This is a genomic window from Nocardioides marmotae, assembly GCF_013177455.1.
Taxonomy (GTDB): domain Bacteria; phylum Actinomycetota; class Actinomycetes; order Propionibacteriales; family Nocardioidaceae; genus Nocardioides; species Nocardioides marmotae.
In genome coordinates this window covers 2,886,772-2,901,638 of sequence record NZ_CP053660.1, presented here as the reverse complement: position 1 = coordinate 2,901,638, position 14,867 = coordinate 2,886,772, and the positions used below count along the sequence as shown (strand labels likewise).

At 74.9% G+C, this 14,867-nt stretch carries 19 protein-coding genes; 9 read left to right on the top strand and 10 right to left on the bottom strand.

The genetic code is table 11. The features are described from left to right. Positions 1–28 precede the first annotated feature (28 nt). Positions 29–754, top strand: a complete 726-nt coding sequence (locus HPC71_RS13850) for a signal peptidase I (protein WP_171896803.1) — start codon at positions 29–31, stop codon at positions 752–754. Further along, positions 751–1,116 carry an Hpt domain-containing protein gene (locus HPC71_RS13845; protein WP_154616314.1) on the top strand — a complete coding sequence of 122 codons (366 nt, stop codon included), beginning with the start codon at positions 751–753 and terminating at the stop codon, positions 1,114–1,116. The genes HPC71_RS13850 and HPC71_RS13845 overlap by 4 nt, the downstream gene beginning before the upstream one ends. A gap of 7 nt (positions 1,117–1,123) precedes the next feature. On the opposite strand, the gene HPC71_RS13840 is transcribed toward HPC71_RS13845, so the two are convergent. Beyond that, positions 1,124–1,864 (bottom strand): response regulator transcription factor, encoded by a 741-nt coding sequence (locus tag HPC71_RS13840; RefSeq protein ID WP_216656420.1) that lies wholly within the window; start codon positions 1,862–1,864, stop codon positions 1,124–1,126. A gap of 119 nt (positions 1,865–1,983) precedes the next feature. On the opposite strand from HPC71_RS13840, the gene HPC71_RS13835 reads away from it, so the two are divergent. Then, entirely contained in the window at positions 1,984–2,454 is a 471-nt protein-coding gene (locus tag HPC71_RS13835) for a hypothetical protein (protein ID WP_154616315.1), read from the top strand. Between the two features lie 368 nt (positions 2,455–2,822). Continuing rightward, positions 2,823–3,125: an STAS domain-containing protein gene (locus tag HPC71_RS13830; protein ID WP_171896802.1), complete on the top strand. Its 303-nt coding sequence runs from the start codon at positions 2,823–2,825 to the stop codon at positions 3,123–3,125. 125 nt (positions 3,126–3,250) lie between these two features. On the opposite strand, the gene HPC71_RS13825 is transcribed toward HPC71_RS13830, so the two are convergent. Beyond that, positions 3,251–4,060 (bottom strand): sigma-70 family RNA polymerase sigma factor, encoded by an 810-nt coding sequence (locus HPC71_RS13825; protein WP_154616317.1) that lies wholly within the window; start codon positions 4,058–4,060, stop codon positions 3,251–3,253. A 248-nt stretch (positions 4,061–4,308) separates the two neighbouring features. On the opposite strand from HPC71_RS13825, the gene HPC71_RS13820 reads away from it, so the two are divergent. From HPC71_RS13820 to HPC71_RS13810, 3 genes are read left to right on the top strand one after another with little or no spacing between them, the layout of a single operon-like run. After that, positions 4,309–5,085, top strand: coding sequence for an SDR family oxidoreductase (locus HPC71_RS13820; protein ID WP_154616318.1), 777 nt, complete (start codon positions 4,309–4,311; stop codon positions 5,083–5,085). Positions 5,086–5,096: 11 nt separating this feature from the next. Then, entirely contained in the window at positions 5,097–5,609 is a 513-nt protein-coding gene (locus HPC71_RS13815; protein ID WP_154616319.1) for a MarR family winged helix-turn-helix transcriptional regulator, read from the top strand. A gap of 22 nt (positions 5,610–5,631) precedes the next feature. After that, positions 5,632–6,306, top strand: a complete 675-nt coding sequence (locus tag HPC71_RS13810) for an alpha/beta fold hydrolase (RefSeq protein WP_171896801.1) — start codon at positions 5,632–5,634, stop codon at positions 6,304–6,306. Here the strand turns inward: HPC71_RS13810 and HPC71_RS13805 are convergent. Genes HPC71_RS13805 through HPC71_RS13790 form a run of 4 tightly spaced genes read right to left on the bottom strand, consistent with a single transcriptional unit; the run spans position 6,293 to position 10,245 of the window. Then, on the bottom strand, positions 6,293–7,069 hold the full coding sequence (locus tag HPC71_RS13805; protein WP_154616321.1) for an enoyl-CoA hydratase: 777 nt from the start codon (positions 7,067–7,069) through the stop codon (positions 6,293–6,295). The genes HPC71_RS13810 and HPC71_RS13805 overlap by 14 nt on opposite strands. A gap of 55 nt (positions 7,070–7,124) precedes the next feature. Continuing rightward, the gene (gene mmsB / locus HPC71_RS13800; RefSeq protein ID WP_154616322.1) at positions 7,125–8,027 is read right to left on the bottom strand and encodes a 3-hydroxyisobutyrate dehydrogenase; all 903 of its coding nucleotides are present in this window, start codon (positions 8,025–8,027) and stop codon (positions 7,125–7,127) included. After that, on the bottom strand, positions 8,024–9,097 hold the full coding sequence (locus HPC71_RS13795) for an enoyl-CoA hydratase/isomerase family protein (RefSeq protein ID WP_154616323.1): 1,074 nt from the start codon (positions 9,095–9,097) through the stop codon (positions 8,024–8,026). Before HPC71_RS13795 ends, mmsB begins: the two co-directional genes overlap by 4 nt. Further along, on the bottom strand, positions 9,094–10,245 hold the full coding sequence (locus tag HPC71_RS13790; RefSeq protein WP_171896800.1) for an acyl-CoA dehydrogenase family protein: 1,152 nt from the start codon (positions 10,243–10,245) through the stop codon (positions 9,094–9,096). Before HPC71_RS13790 ends, HPC71_RS13795 begins: the two co-directional genes overlap by 4 nt. 76 nt (positions 10,246–10,321) lie before the next feature. Here HPC71_RS13790 and HPC71_RS13785 point away from each other — a divergent pair, with 76 nt between their 5' ends. Continuing rightward, on the top strand, positions 10,322–10,873 hold the full coding sequence (locus HPC71_RS13785; RefSeq protein WP_216656419.1) for a bifunctional adenosylcobinamide kinase/adenosylcobinamide-phosphate guanylyltransferase: 552 nt from the start codon (positions 10,322–10,324) through the stop codon (positions 10,871–10,873). A 49-nt stretch (positions 10,874–10,922) separates the two neighbouring features. Here HPC71_RS13785 and cobS read toward each other — a convergent pair whose 3' ends face one another. Both cobS and cobT read right to left on the bottom strand, forming a co-directional pair. After that, positions 10,923–11,672, bottom strand: coding sequence for an adenosylcobinamide-GDP ribazoletransferase (gene cobS, locus HPC71_RS13780; protein ID WP_171896799.1), 750 nt, complete (start codon positions 11,670–11,672; stop codon positions 10,923–10,925). 1 nt (position 11,673) lies between these two features. Beyond that, positions 11,674–12,702, bottom strand: coding sequence for a nicotinate-nucleotide--dimethylbenzimidazole phosphoribosyltransferase (gene cobT, locus HPC71_RS13775; protein ID WP_253943717.1), 1,029 nt, complete (start codon positions 12,700–12,702; stop codon positions 11,674–11,676). A gap of 109 nt (positions 12,703–12,811) precedes the next feature. Between cobT and HPC71_RS13770 the strand changes: the two genes are divergently transcribed. Continuing rightward, complete coding sequence (locus tag HPC71_RS13770) at positions 12,812–13,513, top strand: SprT-like domain-containing protein (RefSeq protein ID WP_171896798.1); 702 nt, start codon at positions 12,812–12,814, stop codon at positions 13,511–13,513. 27 nt (positions 13,514–13,540) lie between these two features. Here HPC71_RS13770 and HPC71_RS13765 read toward each other — a convergent pair whose 3' ends face one another. Beyond that, entirely contained in the window at positions 13,541–14,542 is a 1,002-nt protein-coding gene (locus HPC71_RS13765) for a hypothetical protein (protein WP_154616326.1), read from the bottom strand. Between the two features lie 53 nt (positions 14,543–14,595). Beyond that, the gene (locus tag HPC71_RS13760; RefSeq protein WP_154616327.1) at positions 14,596–14,835 is read right to left on the bottom strand and encodes a hypothetical protein; all 240 of its coding nucleotides are present in this window, start codon (positions 14,833–14,835) and stop codon (positions 14,596–14,598) included. Positions 14,836–14,867: the final 32 nt, after the last annotated feature.

Genomic DNA, 14,867 nt, shown 5'->3' with positions numbered 1-14,867 from the left:
CCGGCGCGCGTCGCGAGGAGTACCGGTCGTGAGCACCGCAGCACCGCACGCCGCCACCGTCGTCGGCCGGCACCGCGCCGCAGCGCCGCAGCGGCCCCTCGCCGGGCGCCCCGCACGCCCGCTCGCCGGGCGCGACGGCCGGGCCGCCGCCCAGCCGCCCCGGGACGAGCACCCCCGCGCCCCGCGCGTACGCCGCGTGCTCCGCGGCCTGGTCGGCCTGGTCACCTCGCTGGTGCTCCTCGTCTGCGCCCTAGCGTTCGCCTTCCTCGGCGTGGGCCCGCACCTGCTCGGCTACCGCACCTCCACGATGCTCACCGGCAGCATGGAGCCCGGCATCATGCCCGGCGACGTCGTCGTGACCACCCCCGAGCCGGCCTCCGAGGTCGCCGTGGGCGACGTGATCAGCTACCACATCCCCGTCGAGGACCACCGGGTCGAGACGCACCGGGTGGTCGAGGTCATCACCAACGACGACGGCACCATCGCGGTCCGCACCCAGGGCGACAACAACGAGAACGCCGACCCGTGGGTCGCGACCCTCGAGGGCGACACGGTCTGGGAGATGCAGGCGGTCGTCCCGAAGCTCGGCACCGTCATCCGCGCGCTGCGCTCGCCGGTCGTCCAGGACGGCGTGCTGTGGGTGGCGCTGGGCGGTGCGCTCCTGCTCGGCATGTCGCTCATCTGGTCCGGCGACGACGAGGACGAGACCGACGAGGACGAGACGGACGGCGTGGCCGCGGGGGAGCGGACATGAGTGCGGCCGCCGTCCTGGACCCCGACGCGCTCGAGCGCCTGCGCCGCGACGTGGAGGACTGCGAGTTCGCGGTCTCCTTCGTGCAGCGCTACTGCTCGATGCTCGAGGCCCGGGTGCAGCGCATCGTCGACGCGCTGAGCATCGGTGACGTGGACACCGCGATGGACGCGGTGCTCAGCCTCAAGGCCTCCTCGGCGACGGTCGGCACCTGCGAGCTCGCCGGCCTGGCCCGCTCGGTGGAGCAGCAGGTCCGGTGCAGCGACATCGGTGCCGCGCGGCGCGCGGCCTCGTGCCTGGCGCCGGCCGCGGACCGCGCCGAGGTGGCGCTGCACGGCTACCTGGTGGCCTGCCGGCCCGGCTGAGCCAGGACTACAGGGACTCCATCCGGTAGCCCACGCCGCGCACCGTCCGCACGAACTTCGGGCCCTCGCGGCTCTCGCCGAGCTTGCGGCGCAGGTTGCCGACGTGCACCTCGACGAGGTGGGTGTCGGTCGCCCAGTCGGTGCCCCACACCGAGCGCAGCAGCGCCTCGCGGGTCCACACCCGCGCCGGCGTGCGCATCAGCTCGGTGAGCAGGTCGAACTCGGTGCGGGTGAGCGCGAGCTCGTCCTCGTCGCGGAACGCGCGGCGGCCGTCGACGTCGACGCGCAGCGCGCCGTGCTCGAGCACCTCGTGGTCCGGCTCGGTCGAGGTCGGGACCACCGAGAGCGCCGGGCCGCGGCGCGGGCGGCGGAACAGCGCATTGATGCGGGCCTTGAGCTCGCGGACGCTGAACGGCTTGGACAAGAAGTCATCGGCGCCGGTCTCCAGGCCGATGAGCCGGTCGATCTCGTCGTCGCGCGCGGTGATCATGACGACGTAGGCGTCGCTGGTCTCCCGGATGCGCCGGCACGTCTCGATCCCGTCGATGCCCGGCAGCCCGAGGTCGAGGGTGATCAGGTCGGGGTCGAAGGTGCGGACCGCCTCCACGCCGGCGAGACCCGAGTCGACCGCGGTGACCTCGAAGCCCTGGGTCTTCAGGGTGAACTCGATCAGTGACCGGATGTCCTCGTCGTCCTCGACGACCAGCGCCCTGCGCTCCTGACCCGAACCCGAACCCGATCCATCCACACCCCGGAGTCTGCCAGACCTTGCGCGTTCCTTGAGGTTCCGGGCCGGGCCCCTTGAAGCCGTGTCGACAGACTGGTCCCCATCACCCCGCAACCACCGACCGACCCCGGAGGACCCCCGTGACCTGCAGCATCGACACCTGGCGTCGCGCCGTGTCGATCGTGCTCGTGGTCGGGTGCCTGGTCCTCGTCCCGCAGGTCGCCCAGGCGTTCTTCAGCGCCCGCCAGGCACCCGTCGGTACGACGGTGAAGGTGGCCTCGGTGGTCACGCCGACGGCGGTGACCGGCACCTACACCTGTGCCACCGGCTTCTTCGTCGAGTCCGCGACGGTGAGCTTCACGGGGTTCGACGACACCCACCAGATCCCCGGCGTCACCTACACCTTCCGCATCCAGAAGGCCGGGACGAACGGCGGCGAGAGCGTCACCACGACCGCGAAGCGGGCGACCGTGACGTCGCGGCAGACGATCGACGTCGGCGCCACGGACTACCAGGTGCAGATCACCGCGCAGCTGGGGCGCTGGACCCGGACCTGGCAGCGCGAGATCACCTGCGGGTTCGGCAACCTGCCCGGGCCGTTCCCGATCTGATCCGACACGCCGTGGCCGTCGCGGCTCGGGGCCGGCCGCTGTGCCAGGATGCGGGGGCCAGGTCGCGACCAATGCCCCCCAGCGGTCGCGTCCTGGCCTTCATCTTCCGCGCCAGGATCAGTGGCAACCCGCCCCCGGGACGCGGGCTGCCGCGGGCGTCCTGCCCGGCGTGCGCGGCCGCCAGACCCGCCGGGGCCGGCGCCCGGGCACCTCACCCCGTGGGGTGGAGCCCCCGAATGATCACCGAGCGCGATGGTGAGGCGTGCCCGTCCGGGGCGTAGCGTCGAGGGGCACCGGGGGATCCGGCGCACCTCGACCAGGACCTCACGGGCCGGATTGTTGGTCTCTTGTACTTCTCAGTGAACGCCGTGCCCGATCCGCCCCAGCTGCGCGTCGTCGTCACCGGCGAGCTCGACGTCCTCTCGGCGCCGGGATTGCGCGGGGCGGTCGCTCGCCGCTCCGCGGAAGGATGCAGCTCCGTCGTGCTCGACCTCGACGGGGTCACCTTCATCGACTGCACGGGTCTCTCCGCGCTGCTCGCCTGCCAGCAGGAGGTCGCCGCCAGTGGCGGGACCCTCAGCGTCGCAGCGCTCAGCGCGGCGGTGACCCGGGTCATCGAGCTGACCGGGACCGCCGGCCGGTTCGACACCATGACGCTCGAGTCGGCCTGACCAGGCCCGCTCGCCGCCGGTGACCCGGCGCCACGCGCGCCGGCCACCAGCAGCAGCACGCACCGCGGCCCGCCACCCCGAGGAGGAGTGGCGGGCCGCGGTGCGTGTGCGTGCGGGGTGTCGGGTCAGACGGCGCTGGGGTCCAGCTCGCCGATGCCCTCGCGGAGGGTGCCGAGGATCCGGCTGAGCAGCCGGGAGACCTGCATCTGGGTCACGCCGAGCTGGTCGGCGATCTCCTGCTGGGTGCAGTCCTCGGCGAAGCGCAGGTGCAGGATGCGGCGGTCGCGCTCGCTGAGCTCGCGCATGAGCGGGGTCAGCATCGCCCGCGCCTCCGCGGCGCGCTCGCCGCCCGGGTCGTCGTCGCTCAGGGTGTCGCCGAGCGAGCCCCGGCCGTGGTCGGGGGAGACCGGCACGTCGAGGGAGAGCGGCTGGAAGCAGCCGTCGGCCATGAGCGCGGCCTGGACCTCGGACGGCTTGAGATCGAGCTGCTCGGCGATCTTCTCCGGGGAGGCGGGCTCGCCGGACTCGCGGGCGCGCTGGTGGGCGGCCACGACCTCGGACTGGATCTCCTGGACGCGCCGCGGCGGGCGGACCATCCAGCCGAAGTCACGGAAGTAGCGCTTCAGGTCGCCCCGGATGGAGGGGACGGCGTACGCGAGGAAGTCGCGGTCCTTGCTGGCGTCGAACTTCGGGACGATGCGCACGAGGGTGAGGAGGGCGACCTGCTCGAGGTCCTCGAGCGGGACGCCGCGGTTGCGGAAGCGGGAGGCGAGGGTGCGAGCGACCTCGATGTTGAGGAGGACGATCTCCTCGTGGATGCGCTCGCGCTCGACCTCGCTGGTGGTGGCGGCCGCCTCGTCGAAGAGGCGGGCGGTCTCGGCCTTGCGACGAAGGTCCTTCGGTCGTCGGCCCAGCGGTACAGCACTCGTCGTCATGGAAGCCCCCTACCCGAGGGTTTGGAACCGAAACCAGGGCAGGGGCAAATGGCCCGTAAGGGTGGGGCGAACTACCCGGGCCGTCGGGCACGGGGTGCGGTTCGCACCACCGGCGAGGTCCCGCTGACCGGAGTCCTCCGCCGCGAGGCCCCGGCCAAACGACCAGGTCACCGGGGGTCACGAGACGGTCACGGGACGATCACGACGCTGCTACCGTCGAAGGTCACCCAAGGACCAGGGAGGGCATGATGCCCCGTCGTACCGTCATCACCGGCAGCGCCTCCGGGATCGGTCGAGCGCTCGCCGACCAGCTCCGCGAGCGGGGCGAGGAGGTCGTGGGCGTCGACCTGCGCGACGCCGAGGTGCTGGCCGACCTCGCGACGGCCGCGGGCCGGGCCGCGGCGGTCGCCGCCGTCAAGCAGCTCACCGAGGGCCGGGTCGACGCGCTGGTCACCTGCGCCGGGGTCGCCGAGCCGAGCCCGCTGATGGTGCGGATCAACTACTTCGGGACCGTCGAGGTCGCCGAGGGGCTGCGGCCGCTGCTCGCCGGCTCGCCCGCGCCGCGGGTCGCCGTGCTGGGGTCGATCTCCGGGACGATGCGCAACGACGAGCGGACCCGGCTGGCCTGCCTCGAGGGCGACGAGGAGGCGGCGGTCGCCCGGGCCGTCGAGCTGACCGACGGCGGCCGACCGCACTCGATCTACCCCTCGACCAAGGCGGCGCTGGCGGAGTGGGCGCGGCGTACGGCGATCTCGCCCGGCTGGGCGGACGCCGGCATCGCGCTCAACGTGGTCGCGCCGGGCGTCGTGCTGACCCCGATGACCACCGGCCTGTTCGAGGACGACGCCATGCGCGAGGTCATGGACGCCGCGGTGCCGATGCCGCTCAACGGCTACGCGCCGCCCGAGGCGATCGCGCGGGTGCTCGCCTTCCTCGTCTCGGAGGACAACACCCACGTGACCGGGCAGGTGCTCTACGTCGACGGAGGGGCCGAAGTCACCCAGCGGCCGGCCGACCTGTTCTAGGCTCGGCGCCGATGAACAGCCCCGCGACGCCCGGCCGCGACCCCATCGCCGAGGCCCGGCGCCAGTGGGTGGCGCACGGGTGGGACGACGCCGCGCCCGGCATGGCCGCGGTCACCTCGATCATGCGCGCCCAGCAGCTGCTGCTCACCCAGATCGACGGCCTGCTGCGGCCCTTCGGGCTGACCTTCGCGCGCTTCGAGCTGCTGCGGCTGCTGTCGTTCGCCACCGAGCAGCGGATGACCATGCGCCGCGCCGGTCAGCGCCTCCAGGTCCACCCGACGTCGTTGACCAGCCTCGCGGCGCGACTGGCGGAGGACGGTCACGTCGAGCGGGTCGCGAACCCCAAGGACGGGCGCTCGGTGGTGCTCGTGCTGACCGGGTCGGGGGAGCGGCTGGTGGAGGAGGCGACCGCGGTGCTCAACGCGGAGGTCTTCGAGACGATCGGGCTGTCCGCGGAGGACGTGGCTGCGCTCGTGGAGGTGCTGAGCCGGTTCCGGGCCGGGCGTGGTGACTTCGCGCTCTGAGCCCGGGCCGACGCTGGTCGCCGTGCCCGGCCTCGGCCTGCGCCCGACAGCGTGGGAGCCGACGCTCGAGGCGCTCGGGCGACCCTCACGCACCGTGCTGCTGCCGGGGTACGGCGTCCGGCGACGTCGCGGGGAGGAGGTCGCTCCAGCGGCGCTCGGCCGCGCGTTGGTCGACCGGCTCGAGGCGGCCGACGGGCCGGTCGTGCTGCTGGGGCACTCGGCCGGCGCCCAGGTCGCGGCCCACGCCGCCGCCCTCGCCGCGGACCGGGTCGTGGGGCTGGTGCTCGTCGGCCCGAGCACCGACCCGCGGGCGAGGTCGTGGCCGGCGCTGCTCGGGCGGTGGCTGCGGACGGCCGGCCACGAGCCGCCGAGGCAGCTGCCGGTGCTCGCGTGGAGCTATGCGCGGACCGGCCCGCTCCACGGCGTACGCACGATGGAGGCCGCGCGCCACGACGACCTGCAGCGCACGCTCGGCGGCGTCCGCTGCCCGGTGCTGGTGCTGCGCGGGCCGCACGACCGGATCTGCCCGGCGGACTGGGCCGAGCGGCTCGTCGCGGCCGCGCCCGCGGGATCGCGGACCGAGACGCTGCCGGTGGGCGCCCACATGGTGCCGCTGACGCACGGGCCGCAGGTCGCCGCCGCGGTGGCGGCCTACCTGCGGCCCGGTGGGAGCGGTGCCGACGTCAGCGGTGCTTGAACTCGGCCGTGCGCTTCTCGACGAAGGCGCCCATGCCCTCGGTGCGGTCCTCGAGCGCGAACGTCGCGTGGAAGGTGCGGCGCTCGAACTTCACGCCCTCGGCCAGGGTGGTCTCGAAGGCGCGGTTGACGGCCTCCTTGGTGGCGTAGAGCACCGGGAGGGACTTCTCGGCGATGGTCGCGGCGACCTCGGCGACCTGCTGGAGCAGCTCCTCGGTCGGCACGACGCGGGAGACCAGGCCGACGGCGAGCGCCTCCTGGGCGGTCATCGTGCGGCCGGTGAGGATGAGGTCCATCGCCACCGCCTTGCCGACCGCGCGGGTCAGCCGCTGGGTGCCGCCGATGCCGGGGAAGACGCCGAGGTTGATCTCGGGCTGCCCGAAGCGCGCGGACTCCGCGGCGATGACCAGGTCGCACATCATCGCCAGCTCGCAGCCGCCGCCGAGCGCGTGGCCCGAGACGCCCGCGATGACCGGGGTGCGGAGGTTCGCGAACCGGTCCCAGGCGGCGAACCAGTCGCCGAGCGCCATGTCGGCGTAGGACTGCGCGGCCATCTCCTTGATGTCCGCGCCGGCCGCGAAGGCCCGCTCGGAGCCGGTCACGACGATCGCGCCGATGCCGCGGTCGGCGTCGAGCTCCTCGGCCGCGGCGACGACCTCCGTCATCAGCTGGGCGTTGAGGGCGTTGAGCGCCTTCGGCCGGTCGAGGGTGATCGTCCCGACGCGGCCCTCGCGGGTCACCTGGATGGTCTCGTACGACGACATGGGGCTCCTCAGCGGTGCGGGTCTGGTCGCGGGTCTGGTCGCGGGTCTGGTCGGGTCACCCGGCCGTGGCGGCCGAGCGCTCCCGGATGGTGTTGACGATGGCGGAGAAGTCGAGGCCGGCGCCGCCCTCGTCGGCGAACCGACGATAGATCTCCTCGGCGAGCGTCCCGACGGCGGCGTCGGTGCCGGACTCCTCGAGGGCGCGGCGGGCCAGGCCGAGGTCCTTGGCCATGAGCGCGCCGGCGAAGCCGGGCTTCCAGTCGCGGTTGGCGGGGCTGGTCGGCACCGGGCCGGGGACGGGGCAGTTGGTGGTCAGCGCCCAGCACTGGCCCGAGGCGGTGGAGGCCACGTCGAAGAACGCCTGGTGGGTCAGGCCGAGCTTCTCGCCGAGCACGAACGCCTCGGAGATCGCGATCATCGAGGCGCCGAGGACCATGTTGTTGCAGATCTTCGCGGCCTGGCCGGCGCCCGAGGCGCCGCAGTGGACGACGCGGCCGGCCATCGGCTCGAGCAGCGCGCTGGTCTCCTCGACCAGGGCGTCGTCGCAGCCGAGCATGAAGGTCAGCGAGCCGGCCTCGGCGCCGCCGACGCCGCCGGAGACCGGGGCGTCCGCGGCGCGGTGCCCGGCGGCGACGGCCAGGTCGGCCGCGGTCCGCGCGTCGGAGACGGCCACCGTGGAGCAGTCGACGAAGAGCGTGCCGGGCGCGGCCGCGGCGAGCACCTCGTCGTACACCTGGAGGAGGAGGGCGCCGTTGGGGAGCATGGTGACGACGGCCGCCGCGCCCTGGACCGCCTCGGCGGCGGTGGCCTTGACGTCCACGCCGGCCTCGCGGGCCTTGTCGCAGGCCTCCTGGCCGACGTCGAAGCCGGTGACCGGGTGCCCGGCCTTGACCAGGTTCGCGGCCATCGGGCCGCCCATGTTGCCCAGGCCGATGAAGGCGACGGGGGTGGTGCTCATGCGGGACCTCCGGTGGTGGTGGGGAGCGCGAGCTCGCCGGTGGGCAGCGGCTCGAAGAGGGCGGCGACGGCGGCGGGGTCGACCTCGTCGAGCGAGGCCGGCTGCCACTGCGGGTTGCGGTCCTTGTCGATGACCTGGGCGCGCACGCCCTCGACGAAGTCGGGGACGTCGAGGAAGCGGACGGTCAGCCGCAGCTCCATCGCCAGCGCCGCGCCGAGGTCGGCCAGGCCGGCCGCCTCGCGCAGGGCGCGCAGGGTGGTGGTGACCGCGAACGGCGAGCGCTTCGCGAGCGTCCTCGCCGCCTGCTGGGCCTCGGGGGAGGGGTGCTCGCGCAGGCGGGCCAGGATCGCGGCGGCGTCGTCGCCGGCGTAGCACTCGTCGATCCAGGAGCGCTGGGCCGGGAGCGACGCCTCGGGCGGGGTCTCGGCGAGGTCGGCCAGCACCGCGTCCGGGTCCTCCTCGGCGAGGCGGCGGGCCAGCTCCTCGAGGCGCTCGGAGGGCACGAAGTGGTCGGCCAGGCCCAGGGCGATCGCGTCGCCCGGGCCGACCGAGCCGGCGGTCAGCCCGAGGTGGGTGCCGAGCTCGCCGGGCGCGTGGGAGAGCAGCCAGGTGCCGCCGACGTCCGGCACGAAGCCGATGCCGGTCTCGGGCATGCCCAGGGAGGAGCGCTCGGTGACGACGCGGTGGCTGGCGTGGGCCGAGACGCCGATGCCGCCGCCGAGCACGATGCCGTCCATCACGGCGACGTACGGCTTGGGGTAGGTCTTGATCGCGTGGTTCAGGACGTACTCGTCGGACCAGAACCGCGCGGACCCGTGGGTGCCGGCCTTCGCGTCCTTCCAGATCGACACGATGTCGCCGCCGGCGCACAGGCCGCGCTCGCCGCGGCCGGTGAGCAGCACGGTGCGGACGGCGTCGTCCTCGCGCCAGGCGTCCAGCGCCTCCTGGAGCAGCCCGACCATCTCGTGGTTGAGCGCGTTGATGGCCCGGGGGCGGTTGAGCTCGAGGCGGCCGAGCCGGCCGGTTGTCGAGACGACGACGGCAGGTGCGTCCTGCTGCTGGTCGCTCATGCCGTTCCCTGGGTGAGCGCGCGGCCCACGATGACTCGCATGATCTCGTTGGTCCCTTCGAGGATCTGGTGGACACGGAGGTCGCGGACGACCTTCTCGATGCCGTACTCGGCAAGGTAGCCGTAGCCGCCGTGGAGCTGCAGTGCGGTGTTGGCGGCCTTCCAGCCGGCGTCGGTGACGAAGCGCTTGGCGCCGGCCACGATCACCGCGGCGTCGGGGTCGCCGGCGTCGAGGCGGGCGGCGGCGTCGTGGAGCATGGTGCGCGCCGCCTGGAGCTCGATGTGGGCGTCGGCGAGGGCGAAGACGAGGCCCTGCTGGTCGGTGAGCGGGCCGCCGAAGGCCTGGCGGGTGCGCAGGTGCTCGGCCGCGCGGTCCACCGCCCACTGGGCGCCGCCGAGGGAGCAGGCGGCGATGTTGAGCCGGCCGCCGTTGAGGCCGCGCATGGCGATCGCGAAGCCCTGGCCCTCCTCGCCGAGGAGGTTCGCCGCCGGGACGCGGACGCCGTCCATGACCACCTGGCGGGTGGGCTGGGCGTGCCAGCCCATCTTCTGCTCCTCAGCACCGAAGGAGAGGCCCTCGGACTCCGCGGGCACGATGAAGGCGCTGATGCCCTTGGGGCCGGGGCCGCCGGTGCGGGCCATGACGACGTACACGCTCGAGGCGCCGGCGCCGGAGATGAACTGCTTGGTGCCGCTCAGCACCCACTCGTCGCCCTCGCGGCGCGCGGTGGTGCGCAGGTTGCCGGCGTCGGAGCCGGCGTCGGGCTCGGTGAGGCAGTAGCTGGCGAGGTTCTCCATGCCGGCCAGGTGCGGCACCCAGCGGGCGCGCTGCTCGTGGTCGCCGAAGGTGTCGATCATCCACACGGCCATGTTGTGGATGGAGATGTACGCCGCCACGGCGACGTCACCGCGGGAGAGCTCCTCGAAGATGAGGACCGCCTCGCTGCGGCCGAGGCCGGAGCCGCCGACGTCCTCCTTGGCGTAGATCGCGCCCAGGCCGAGGCCGCCGGCCTCGGCGAGCACGTCGACGGGGAAGTGGTGGTCCTGGTCCCAGGCCACGGCGTTCGGCGCGATCCGCGCCTCGGTGAAGTCGCGGACCGCCTCGACGATCGCCCGGCGCTCCTCGGGATCCAGTGCTGAGGTGCTCACACCAGCACTCTGCCATTTGGTTGGACGTCCTAGCAAGAGGTTGGGCGTCCGATCATCGGCTCGCTAGGCTGCTGTCGTGCTCGGGTCCGCGAAGGTGCTGGTGACCGGCGGGGTCCGCTCGGGGAAGTCCACCCACGCCGAGCGGCTGCTCGCGGGGGACGTTTCCGTCGACTACGTCGCCCCGGGACCGGTCCCGACCGCCGACGACGCCGACTGGGCCGCCCGCGTCGCGGCGCACCGCTCGCGCCGGCCCGCGTCGTGGACCACCCACGAGACGCGCGACCTGGCCTCGGTGCTCGGCTCGGCCACCGCGCCGGTGCTCATCGATTGCATCGGCACCTGGCTGACCGCTGTCGTCGACGCCGCCGCTCTCTGGGAGGCCCCGGCCGACGAGGTCCATGCGGTCGTCCTGGGCGAGCTGGAGCCGGTCGTGGCCGCGCTGGTCGCCGCTCCCGTCGGCGTCGTGCTCGTGACCAACGAGGTCGGCCTCGGCGTCGTGCCGGCCCACCGCTCGGGCCGGCTCTTCCGCGACCTGCTCGGCACGGTCAACCAGCGGGTCGGCGCTGCCTGCGACGAGGTGCACCTCGTCGTCGCCGGGCGGGTGTTGCGGCTGCCGGACCCGCTCTGAGGGGTTTGCGGGCGTCGCGGGGGTGGCCGGTGGGGGTACGGGGCGGGGATCAGGCGGAGGCGACGACGAGCAGGGCGGCCAGCGAGAGCTCGACGGCCGCGCCGAACACGTCGCCGGTGACGCCGCCGAAGCGGGTGACGGCGCGGCGCAGGAGGAGCACCACCGCGGCCGCCGCGGCGAGGACCGCGAGCAGGCCGGGCAGCCCGGCGAGGAGCGCCGCGACCAGGGCCGAGCCGAGCCAGATCGAGACGGTGGCGAGGGGGCGGACGGAGCCGACGTACGTCGCGCCGAGGCCGTCGGGGCGGGCGCCGGGCACGCCGCGGGTGCAGGCCAGGGCCAGCGAGCAGCGGGAGAGGCAGACGAGCACCCCGGCGACCAGCCAGCCGTGGTCCTGGCGGAGCACGGAGGTCAGCGCGGTGACCTGGAGCAGGAGGACCAGGACGACGGCGGCCACGCCGGCCGGGCCGGCGGCGCCGGACTTCATCACCTCCAGCGAGCGGCGGCGGTCGTAGGAGGCGGTGAGGCCGTCGGCGGTGTCGGCGAGGCCGTCGAGGTGCAGCGCGCGGCTGCCGGCGACCAGGCCGGCGATCGCCAGCACGGCGGTGACCAGCGGGGTGAGGCCGACTTCGGGGCCGACCAGCCCGATGCCCGCGACGACCAGCGCGAGCGGGGCGGCCGCGAGCGGCGCGAGCAGCATGGCACGGCCCGCGGTGCGGGCGTCGACGGTGCGCGGCGGGGCGACCGGCACGGCGGTCAGCGTGCCGACCGCGAGCCGCCACGCGTCGAGGAGCGGGCCCACCTCAGCCGGGGAGCAGGTCGCTGAGCAGGGCGACGTCGCGCAGCAGGGCCACGGCGCTGCGCAGCACCGGCACGGCGGCCACCGCGCCGCTGCCCTCGCCCAGGCGCAGGCCGAGGTCGAGGAGGGGGTCGAGGCCGAGCTTCTCCAGTGCCAGGGACTGGGCCGGCTCGGTGGAGCGGTGGCCGGCGACGTACCACGCGGCCGCGCCGGGCGCGATCCGCTCGGCGGTCAGCGCGCAGGCCACCGACATCAGCCCGTCGAGGACCACCGGCACCCCGGCCTCGACGGCGCCCAGGACGAACCCGGTCGTCGCGGCGAGGTCGGCGCTGGCCAGCGCCGCGAGCGTGTCCACCGGGTCGGCGGTGCGGTCGCCGGCGCGGCGCAGTGCCTGGGCGACGACCTCGGTCTTGCGGGCCAGCCCGGCGTCGTCGACACCGGTGCCGCGGCCGACGACGTCCTCGGCGGGCAGGCCGAGCGCGGCGGCGACCAGCGCGGCGGCCGGGGTGGTGTTGCCGATGCCGAGGTCGCCGCTGATCAGCACCTGGGCGCCCGCGGCGACCTCCTCGGCGGCGACCGCGCGGCCGACCTCGAGCGCGCGGCGTACCTCCTCGGCGGTGAGGGCGTCCTCGAGGTGGATGGCGCCGCTGCCGCGGCGGACCTTGTGCGCGACGACCTCGGCGGGGAGGCCGTCGAGGTCGTCGTCGACGGCGATGTCGAGCACGCGCACGCCGACGTCGTGGGCGCAGGCGAGGGCCGAGACGCCCGCGGTGCCGGCGTGCAGCGAGCGGACCATCGCGGGGGTCACCGCCGCGGGGTAGGCCGAGACGCCGTGGGCCGCGACGCCGTGGTCACCGGCGAAGACCACGAGCCGCACGTCGGTGAGCTCGGGCGGGGGGACGGCGCCGAGCATCGCGCTGAGCCGTACGCCGAGCTCGCCCGCGCGGCCGAGGGCCCCGGCGGGGGTCGCCAGGCCGGCGAGCCGCTCGCGGGCGGCGGCCTCGAGGGTCGGGTCCGGGGGAGTGATCGACACGTCGGGAGCGTACGACGCGGCGCTGTGCTCACCGCTGCCCGCACCGCCGTCCGCACCGTTGTCGCACCGCTGTCGCCGGCTGTCGGTGGGGCGGCCTAGGGTCCTCGCCGTGGACCTGGACGAGGCGGCGCGGATGGCGCGGGGGCTGCTCGACGAGCACGGCCTGCGCGACTGGACCGTGGTCTTCGACCGGGCCAAGCGGCGCGCCGGCATCTGCCGTCCGGCGCAGCGCCAGATCGGGCTGAGCGGGCCGCTCACCGCGCTGCACGACGAGGCGGAGGTCCGCGACACCGTGCTGCACGAGGTCGCCCACGCGCTGGTCGGCCCGCGGCACGGGCACGACGCCGTGTGGCGCGCGACCGCGGTGCGGATCGGCTGCTCGGGCCGCCGCTGCTCCGACCCGGACGCGCCGGCCATCGAGGGCGACTGGGTCGGCACCTGCCCGGGTGGCCACCGGATCACCCGGCACCGCCGCCCGACCCGGCCGGGCTCGTGCACCCGCTGCTCGCGGACGTTCAGCCGCGAGCACCTGCTGACCTGGACCCATCGGGGCACGGTGGTGCCGATGGGCGAGGCGTACGACGCCGCGCTGCGCCGCATCCTCGACGCCCCCGACCCGGGGCGGTCCGCCGCCGGTGCGCCGGCCCCCGCGCCGAGGGTGGGCCAGCGGGCCCGGATCGTGGCCGCCGGTCGCTACCAGGGCGTGGTCGGGACCGTGCTCAAGCGCGGGCGCACCCGCTTCCACCTGCGGGTGCGCGGCCAGGTGCTGACCGTGCCGTTCGCGATGCTGGAGCCGCTCGACCGGAGCTGAGCGTCCGGTGGGCTTGCGGGGGCCGGGTCACGGCTGGAGGAAGGGCCCCGCGTGGCTCGTCGGCAGCGAGACGCGGCCCCGGGTCGATCCGACCACGCGGCAGATGCCGCGGGGGACGGGGCAGGAGGTGAGGAGGCGGCGCTTCCCGGCGGTGGTCTCGACGAGCACCCGGCGGTCCGAGGCCCAGCCCAGGAACTCGAACGCCCCGCCGTCCCGGGGCCCCGCCGTCGGGACGCGACGCACGAGGCGGCCGTCGTCCAGCGCGCGGACGGTGCCGTCGTCGCTGAGGACGTAGCTGCCGCCGGGGGAGACCGCCACCGGTGTCGCGGTGCTCCGCCAGCGCGGCGTCCCCGGGGCGGCCAGGCTGGTCGGGCCGGTACGCCACGGTCGCTTGCGGGTGCCCACGAAGACGACGTCGTGCTCGAGGTCGACCAGGGCCGTCGGGCGGCGCAGCACGCGGGTCTTCGACGCGGTCGCCTCGTCGAGCACGAACAGTCCGTTCCGGCCGCCGACGTACACCTCGCCGTCGTCGGCGTCCATGACCTCGACCAGCAGCCCCTCGAACCAGTCGCGGTAGACGACCTTCCCGTGCAGGTCGACGACGCGGACGTTGAAGGTGTCGCCCTGGTCGAGGGCCGCCGAGACGATCCGGCGGCCGTCGTCGGAGAGCGACTCCGAGACGTAGAGGTTGATCTGGTCCCGGCCCTTGATGGTGCGGACCGTGCCGTTCGGCCGGACCAGGCGGAACGTGCTCCCGCTGGCGACCACCCACCCCTTCCGCACGGTCCCGAGCAGGACCGGGGCCCTGCCGGCGGCCCGGGGGAGGCGGATCGACTGGCCGCCGCTCAGCCGCAGGTCGGTGCCGACGAGGCTCACCGCCCGGGGGAGGGGTGCCTGCTGCCTCGCCTCCTGCTGTGTCTGCTGCTGTGCAGCCGGCGGGGAGGTGGGGTACGCCGCCGCCACCGGCGGGATGGTCGCGAGGGCGGCGGCGACGGCGATGGCTCGGGCGAGGTGTCGGGGGGTGCGCATGCCGGGTGTGACGCCGCCCGGCCCGGTCTGGTTCGCCGGTCTCGGGTGCGGGCTCAGCTGGGCCGGCGCCGTCCGCGCGTGAAGGGGGACACGACGATGCCGGCCACCAGGAGGACGATCGTGAGCGGCCCGGCGACCAGCATCGCCCAGACGGCGCGGCCCTCGCCGAACGCGAGCGCGAAGCTCGAGCCGAGGAAGACGATCATCGCCACCACCGCGAGCGCGGCCAGCACGTAGGTGGTGGTCAGGGCGCCGTCCACGCGGCGCGGCCGGGGCACGTCTCGTCGCTGCATGGTCCGGTTCTATCCCGGTCGGGCCGAGACGA

Bases quoted from the DNA above. Each gene is read 5' to 3' on its own strand.
- HPC71_RS13845 (WP_154616314.1), top strand. From the start codon at position 751: ATGAGTGCGGCCGCCGTCCTGGACCCCGACGCGCTCGAGCGCCTGCGC.
- HPC71_RS13825 (WP_154616317.1), bottom strand. From the start codon at position 4,060: ATGACGACGAGTGCTGTACCGCTGGGCCGACGACCGAAGGACCTTCGT.
- HPC71_RS13820 (WP_154616318.1), top strand. From the start codon at position 4,309: ATGCCCCGTCGTACCGTCATCACCGGCAGCGCCTCCGGGATCGGTCGA.
- HPC71_RS13815 (WP_154616319.1), top strand. From the start codon at position 5,097: ATGAACAGCCCCGCGACGCCCGGCCGCGACCCCATCGCCGAGGCCCGG.
- HPC71_RS13805 (WP_154616321.1), bottom strand. From the start codon at position 7,069: ATGTCGTCGTACGAGACCATCCAGGTGACCCGCGAGGGCCGCGTCGGG.
- mmsB (WP_154616322.1), bottom strand. From the start codon at position 8,027: ATGAGCACCACCCCCGTCGCCTTCATCGGCCTGGGCAACATGGGCGGC.
- HPC71_RS13795 (WP_154616323.1), bottom strand. From the start codon at position 9,097: ATGAGCGACCAGCAGCAGGACGCACCTGCCGTCGTCGTCTCGACAACC.
- HPC71_RS13765 (WP_154616326.1), bottom strand. From the start codon at position 14,542: ATGCGCACCCCCCGACACCTCGCCCGAGCCATCGCCGTCGCCGCCGCC.
- HPC71_RS13760 (WP_154616327.1), bottom strand. From the start codon at position 14,835: ATGCAGCGACGAGACGTGCCCCGGCCGCGCCGCGTGGACGGCGCCCTG.